Genomic DNA, 6,302 nt, shown 5'->3' with positions numbered 1-6,302 from the left:
ATTTCGCTGCATTCGTCGCCTTGCCCTGAACAACGGCAACACTCGCGCAGAGCCGTGCAGGATTAAATAGATGTCCCTTGTAGGGACGGCATCGATAATAATCAACGGATCAACCGGTTTTCCACCAGGGTTGTCAGGAATTATCCATGAAACTGTTTCAATGCTCGAAGTGCCAGCATGTTCTGTATTTTGAGAATACACGCTGTGAACGTTGCAAGAGTCCATTGGGATATCTGCCCGAACTGGAGCAGCTGGTACCGCTGGTGGCTACCACTCAGAAAGATATCTGGGAAACGACCGCAATGCCAAGTGCTTCTTGGCGGTATTGTGAAAACCATCAACAAGATGTGTGTAACTGGTTGATTGCAGCGGACGATCCGGACGAATTGTGTTCCGCCTGTCGTCTGAACCGGCATATTCCCAACTTATCCGATAGCAGTCATCACGAGGCCTGGCGAGCGCTGGAAGTGGCCAAACACCGGCTGGTGTACAGCTTGTACCGTTTTCATTTGCCGCTGGCCAGCAAGCTGGATCAACCCGACAGTGGCCTGGCATTTGATTTTGTGGATGAAGACGGGCACTTGCCAGAAGGAGTGGCGGCGACCACTGGCCATGCCGAAGGGCTGGTGACGATCAATATCAACGAAGCGGATAACGTCGAGCGGGAACAGATGAGGGAAGATATGGATGAGTCCTATCGCACCCTGATCGGTCATTTTCGTCACGAAATTGGCCATTATTATTGGGAGCTGCTGGTGCAGCCAGATGATGAGGTACTGGCTCGTTTTCGCAGCTGTTTTGGCGATGAACGGGCGAACTACGGTGAGTCCATGGCGCGTTATTACCAGGAAGGTGCTCCGGCTTCATGGCGCCAGCAGTTTATCAGCGCCTATGCGACCTCACACCCATGGGAAGACTGGGCCGAGAGCTGGGCGCACTACCTGCATCTGATTGATATGCTGGAAACCGCTTTTGCGTTCGGGTTATCGCTGGCCCCTGCGGTGGACGAATCGCCATCCGGGGAATCACTGCTGAGCACCGAGGCAACCTTTGACCCTTATTTGCAGCAGGATTTTGGCACTATTCTCGATGTGTGTTTACCAGTGACCTATGCGGTGAACAGTCTGAATCGCAGCATGGGGCAGCCGGACGTGTACCCCTTTGTGTTATCGGATGCCGTGGTCGCCAAGCTGGCTTTTATTCACGAATTATTATGGCACTGGCGGCAGGCAACGCCACAGGTGACAGTTACCCGGTCTGGCAGTGTGTGAATTCAGGCACTGCAAACACAGGAACCGCAAGGCCGTAAAGGCATCCAAAGCAAGACCACGAATATTCAACCCACCGGGAGGTATAACAGGATGTTTTGGGAAGTCATTGATTTCTGGTTTGAGGAGACAGAACCAACGCAGTGGTTTGCTAAAAATGCCGCGTTTGATGAGCAGATTCGGCAACAATTCGCAGTCGTGCACCAACGGGCCTGTGCCGGAGAATTATGGCACTGGCGTCGCGAGCCTCATGGCCGACTGGCCGAAGTGATTGTGCTGGACCAGTTTTCCCGCAATCTGTTTCGGGACAGTCCACGTGCCTTTGCCCAGGATGGCATGGCACTGGTCATGGCTCAGGAGGCGGTCCAGCAACGGGCTGATCTGGAGCTGAACACAATACAACGCAACTTCCTTTATATGCCGTTTATGCACAGTGAATCCTTGCGGGTGCATGACGAAGGTGGGCGCTTGTTTGCGCAAAACGGTATCGAAAATACACTGTTGTTCGAGCGCCGCCATCGGGAGATTATCGAGCGGTTTGGGCGCTATCCGCATCGTAATGCGGTGCTGGGGCGAGAATCGACCGAGGCTGAGTCCTTGTTTTTACAGCAGCCCGGCTCGTCTTTTTAGCCGGGCTGCTGGTCCTGCGGTCAGATTTGTGTCGCCTGAATGGCCGTTAGAGCAATGGTATAGATAATATCCTCAACCGTTGCACCTCGAGACAAGTCATTGACCGGCTTGGCCAGCCCTTGCAGCATAGGGCCAATACTGATCACCCGGGCACTGCGCTGAACAGCCTTGTAGGTGGTGTTGCCGGTATTCAGATCCGGGAAAATCAGCACCGTCGCCTTGCCTGCTACCAGACTGTCCGGAGCCTTGCTTTTGGCGACCGCCGGGGTTGTGGCTGCATCGTACTGTAATGGCCCGTCCACCAGAATATCGGCCCGCCGCTGTTTTACCAGCGCAGTTGCTTGCCGTACCTTCTCGACATCGTTACCACTGCCAGAAGCTCCGGTGCTGTAGCTGATCATGGCAACTCTGGGTTCAATACCCATGGCGGCCGCAGAGTCGGCACTCTGGATGGCAATATCCGCCAACTCTTCGGCATTCGGGTCCGGGTTAACGGCACAATCGCCGTATACCAGCACCTGATCCGGCAACCCCATAAAAAACACGGACGACACCAGTCTGGCACCCGGTGCGGTGCGAATCAGCTGCAACGCCGGGCGAATGGTATTGGCGGTGGTATGCACGGCACCAGAGACCAGCCCATCAACGTCCTGGCACTGCAGCATCATGGTGGCGAGCACCACGTTGTCTTCCAGTTCAGCGAGTGCGCAAGCCCGGGTCAGCTGTTTGTGCTTGCGCAGTTCAACCATGGCATCGGCGTATTGTTCCCGCAGGCTTTGTGGCGGCAACAACTGCAGATCCTCCGGTAGCACCAACCCTCGTACCTCGGCCGATTGACGGATTGCTTCCGGTTCTCCGAGCAGAATACAGCGGGCGATACCGCGCTTCTGGCATTCAATGGCGGCCTCGATGGTGCGCGGTTCATTACCTTCCGGCAATACAATACATCGATTGGCGGCGATGGCTTTTTGCACCAGCGAATAGCGGAAGGCAGCAGGGCTGAGTCGGGTGGCGTGAGGGGCACCAAGGGTCTTGATCAGAGCCTCGGTATCCAGTTCTGCTGCGACGCTGGCCATGATGCGTGATACCCGCTCGACATCATCGACCGGCACCTGACGGCTGAGTTGCTGCAGACGCGTGGCAATCAAGGTCAGGTTCTCTGTACTGGTCATGACCGGCAGACCTCCGGCCCAGGCGCTGCGACAGGCTTGCTGGATCGGCTCGCCGGGCAGACTGTCACCTCCCAGGTCGGTCAGCAGCAGGCCAGCCAGGGGCGTTCCGGCAAGACTGACCATGGAGGCTGCCAGGATCAGATCGTCGCGGTCTGCGGGAGTCACCAGCAGAGTATCTGGCTGTAATTGCGGCAAGGTGTGGCTCAGGGAACCGGCCCCAAGCAGAATACGGGCAACCCGACGCTGGCTGAGTTCACCTTCATTCAACAGGCTGGCACCGATGGCATGGCAGACATCACGGCTGCGCGGCTGCGTCAGCTCCGGGTTCCAGGGAATACGGCCAAAGCAAGGAGGGAGTTTGGCATCAATACTGACCTGATGGCTGCTATCCGCCTTGTTGATGATATGCCCCACCACATTGACATCGGCAACACGGAACAGGCCGGATTGTAATTGCAGCTCGTGCTCAATCTGGTCGCCGCTGTGATGGTGGCCACTGAGTACCAGCAAGACATCCGCTCCCAGGGCTTTGGCCATATCAACATTCAGCCGGGCGGTGTATGGCTCGGTGCGGTCGGGGACAACACCTTCGATCACCACCACATCCGGCTGCTGCTGGCAGGCCTTGGCATGCAGGGCCACCACATCTTCCAATACCCGGTCGGTCTGCCCGGTATTGATACGCTGCTGTACTGTATCCAGAGTCATGGAATCCGGAGTTGTTAACCCCAGCACCGAGCGCACCAGCGTAGTGGAGCGTTCTGGCTCGTGAGATGCGGGAGCAACGGGTTTCAGAAACGCGGTTTTAACGCCCAGGGTATCCAGCGCATGTAACAGGCCCAGGCTGATACTGGTCAGACCGGCATCGATGCCGGTAGGGACAATAAGCAGATGAATCATTGGCTGATCAACTCCCGTGTGTCATTGGCAATCATGGTTTCTTCAGAGGTGGGAATCACCATCACCAGCGGGCTGTCTGGCTGGCTGATACGGCCTTGCTGGTCGCCGTGCTGCTGGTTCAGCTGTTCATCGAGCCGGAATGGCATGCTGAGCCACTGGGCCAGAATACGCTGGCGAATATCACTGGCATGCTCACCGATACCACCGGTAAAAATCACCGCATCAATATGTGGCAAAGAGCAGGAAAGGGCGGCAAGTTCGCGGGCAATACGGAAGGTGAAGACATTGATTGCCCGTTGGGCACCTTCATGGCCTTCGGCTTCGGATTCGAGCAACACCCGCATATCGTTACCGATACCAGACAACCCTTTGAGGCCGCTGTGTTTATTCAGCGTTGTCATAATTGCTGTCATATCCAGATCCGAATGATCCAGCATATGCTGGGCCAGCCCCGGATCGATATTACCGCAGCGGGTGCCCATCACCACCCCTTCCAGCGGTGTCAGCCCCATGCTGGTATCAACCGATTGCCCATCCCGGACGGCACATACACTGCAGCCATTGCCCAGGTGACTGATCAGTAAATTAAGTGATTCGGCCGGTCTGGCCAGGCGCTGGCTGGCTTGCTCAAGAATGTAGCGATAGCTGGTGCCATGAAACCCATAACGGCGTACCCCGGCGTTTTGATACCACTCATATGGCGTGCCGTAGAGCCAGGTTTGCTCTGGAATACTCTGATGAAACGCCGTATCAAATACAGCCACTTGCGGGGCAGACGGAAACAGCTCTTTGCATAAATGGATACCGACCAGGTTCATCGGATTATGCAGTGGTGCCAGCGGCGACAAGGTTTCCAGTTCGGCGACGTTATCGGCATTCAGCACAATGCTGCTGTGAAAACGTTCGCCGCCATGAACCACCCGGTGGCCAACACCGGCCAGGTCGTGGAGTTTGCTCCGCGTGGCCTCGATAAAGGCCTGCATGCCTTCCTTGTGGCCAGAGCCAGGTGGCAGGTCGATGCGTACTTCGGGGTCGCCGTGGAGAATCAAATGGGGTTCATCTTCGCCCAGTCGTTCGGCAACACCGGTGAAGGTGGTTTTGGGGCAGTGATCTTCGGGAAACAGGGCAAACTTGATGGATGAGCTGCCGCAGTTGATAACCAATATAGGCTGTTTCATTCGCTGTCCTTGATGATGAGTGAGATCAATAGGGTGATTCAAGCCAACATGATGAGTCATGCTTGACGTTTAAAAATTGATTAGCAACAGGCTGCGCTGTATTTCTTACATTCATTACACAGGTTGGCAGTGACGTGTGTTTGTTTTTGTTACCGGTTAGGCGCCGTGGCGGGGTGGGTATCTGCCATGTAACAAGACTCCCGGGCCAGCATGGCCGCTTTACGCTGGACTCCCCAGCGATAACCGCCGATGGCACCACTGGCCTGGATCACCCGGTGACACGGGATCAACCAGGCCACCGGATTGGCCCCCACCGCCCCGCCCACGGCACGGCTGGCGTTGGGATTACCCAGCGCTGCCGCCAGCGCACCGTAAGTGGTACGTGACCCACTGCCAGTTTCCAGTAATGCGCGCCAGACACTGACCTGAAAATTGGTACCACGCAGCAAGAGCGGAACCGGTTGCTGCTGCGATAACGTCTGTGTTTGTAATGGTTGAAACACATAATCGAGAAGACGGCTGGCGGCGTGATTGTCTGCCACTAGCTGCGCGTTAGGCCAGCTGCCCGATAAACGCGCAAAGGCCGCATGGTGATCGGCAGCGGTCGGGTGCTGGCCGGTAGCCATTGGCGTTGTCGCGAGAAACGTCAGCTGGCAGATCCCGCGGTCGGTCCAGGCGATAAACGCCTCGCCAAACAGTGTAAAACCACGGCCATAACGGATCTGCAGCTCTGCTCCCATGCGTTTGAAATCACCGGGTGTCACGGCCTCGATGGCAACAAAATGATCGTAAAGACGGGATGGACTGCTTAACCCCAGTGCCAGGCTGGTATCCAGCAGACTGTGATGATCGAGCAGCAAGGGTTTTGCCTGTTCGGTGGTGAGTGTCTGCAAAAAACGTTTGGGCGATACTCCCGCCCAGCGCTGGAACAGTTTCAGACAATAACCTGGGCTGAGCTGTAGATACGCCGCCAGGGCATCAAGGGTTGGCTGTTCCGTTACATGCTGCTGCAGATAATCGATCGCGGCGGCAATACGGTGAAAATCACGGCTTTGCTGCTCGCCAGCGTATGGCTCGGTACCCTGGGCAGAGCGTTGGGTGGCAGGTTGAACAGAGCGCTGTTGTAGCAGAGAAAACGCTGGTGAGTTGCTCAT

General features: G+C 56.2%; 5 protein-coding genes. 2 read left to right on the top strand and 3 right to left on the bottom strand.

Annotated features, from left to right (window positions below; translation table 11 throughout):
* The first annotated feature begins 146 nt into the window (after positions 1-146).
* A complete protein-coding gene (locus tag Q8W32_RS14190; protein WP_305415440.1) occupies positions 147-1,271 on the top strand; it encodes a putative zinc-binding metallopeptidase in 1,125 nt (374 codons plus the stop codon).
* A gap of 90 nt (positions 1,272-1,361) precedes the next feature.
* Positions 1,362-1,898, top strand: coding sequence for a DUF924 family protein (locus Q8W32_RS14185; RefSeq protein ID WP_303433503.1), 537 nt, complete (start codon positions 1,362-1,364; stop codon positions 1,896-1,898).
* Between the two features lie 20 nt (positions 1,899-1,918).
* Here the strand turns inward: Q8W32_RS14185 and pta are convergent, their stop codons facing one another.
* The 3 genes from pta to Q8W32_RS14170 form a co-directional block, all read right to left on the bottom strand.
* On the bottom strand, positions 1,919-3,970 hold the full coding sequence (gene pta, locus Q8W32_RS14180) for a phosphate acetyltransferase (RefSeq protein WP_305415439.1): 2,052 nt from the start codon (positions 3,968-3,970) through the stop codon (positions 1,919-1,921).
* Positions 3,967-5,148 (bottom strand): acetate/propionate family kinase, encoded by a 1,182-nt coding sequence (locus Q8W32_RS14175; protein WP_303433499.1) that lies wholly within the window; start codon positions 5,146-5,148, stop codon positions 3,967-3,969. The genes pta and Q8W32_RS14175 overlap by 4 nt, the downstream gene beginning before the upstream one ends.
* 149 nt (positions 5,149-5,297) lie before the next feature.
* Positions 5,298-6,302: a methylated-DNA--[protein]-cysteine S-methyltransferase gene (locus Q8W32_RS14170; RefSeq protein ID WP_305415438.1), complete on the bottom strand. Its 1,005-nt coding sequence runs from the start codon at positions 6,300-6,302 to the stop codon at positions 5,298-5,300.

Origin of the sequence: Oceanobacter sp. 3_MG-2023 (genome assembly GCF_030688925.1) — a bacterium.
Lineage (GTDB): Bacteria > Pseudomonadota > Gammaproteobacteria > Pseudomonadales > Oceanobacteraceae > Oceanobacter.
Note: the sequence above shows the minus strand (reverse complement) of the source record. Positions and strands in the feature narration are given on the sequence as shown.